1 protein-coding gene is annotated in these 895 nt (G+C 69.9%); it reads left to right on the top strand.

Translation table 11 applies throughout. The features are described 5' to 3' along the window. Positions 1-182: 182 nt before the first annotated feature. Positions 183-895: GntR family transcriptional regulator (locus AC1DWF_RS32980; RefSeq protein WP_476842719.1), on the top strand; the 713-nt coding region annotated here is incomplete at its 3' end.

Genomic DNA, 895 nt, shown 5'->3' with positions numbered 1-895 from the left:
CCCTTGGACGCGCAGCTTCAGCGCGCGGGCATGATTTCGGCGAGTCCGTTTGTGCGAGACGCCGGTCGATCGGCTGCGGCGAGGCATCGCGCAGCGCACCACCGGCGCGGCGGAGGGCACAGTTTCGATGCCATGGGCATCTTCCGATATTGCCTCCCGATCCCGTTGGATTATGATATTATATGATGAATTTACGCGTCAATCGATTGCCGGAGCCCGCCCTAAGCAACAAGCGCCGCCGCCGCGCCACCCCGGCAGCCCAACCTCCTGCGGATGGGCCGCCCCTCCTGCGTCCGCTGCGCGGCGGCTCCGCCATCCCGCTCTGGCTGCAGTTGAAGCATGCGCTGCGGGACATGATCACCTTCGATCTCGGGCCAGGGGACCGGATCCCCACCGAAGCCGAGTTGGGCGCGCATTACGGCCTGTCACGCATCACCGTCCGGCAGGCCGTGACGTCCCTCGTGGACGAGGGGCTGCTGCATCGGCAGCAGGGGCGCGGCACCTTCGTCCGCCTGGCGCGGCGGGACGTGCCCCTCACGGATCACGGCCATTTCCTGGCCTCCGCCTTCGACGGAGTGCCGCCCGGCACCGTCACGGTCCATGCGGCGGAGGCYGTGCCCTGCCCGAACTGGCTGTCCCTGCGCCTCGGCATCGCGGCGGGCGCGCCCGTGCACAAGGTCCGCCGGCTGCTGGAGCGCGACGGCGGGGTGCTGGCGATCCGCACCTGCTTCGTCCCCGTCGCCCTGGCGCCGGACCTGCTGGGCACCGATCTCGTTCCGCCGCTGCATCTGGTGCTGGAGCAGATCTTCGGCCTCGTCGCCGAGGAGGCGGAGGAGCGGTTGGAGATGATCCGCGCCGACGCCTTCCGTGCGGGGCTGCTCCAGGTGCCGGAGCA

This window comes from Aminobacter sp. P4_D5 (assembly GCF_056401815.1).
Note: the sequence above shows the minus strand (reverse complement) of the source record. Positions and strands in the feature narration are given on the sequence as shown.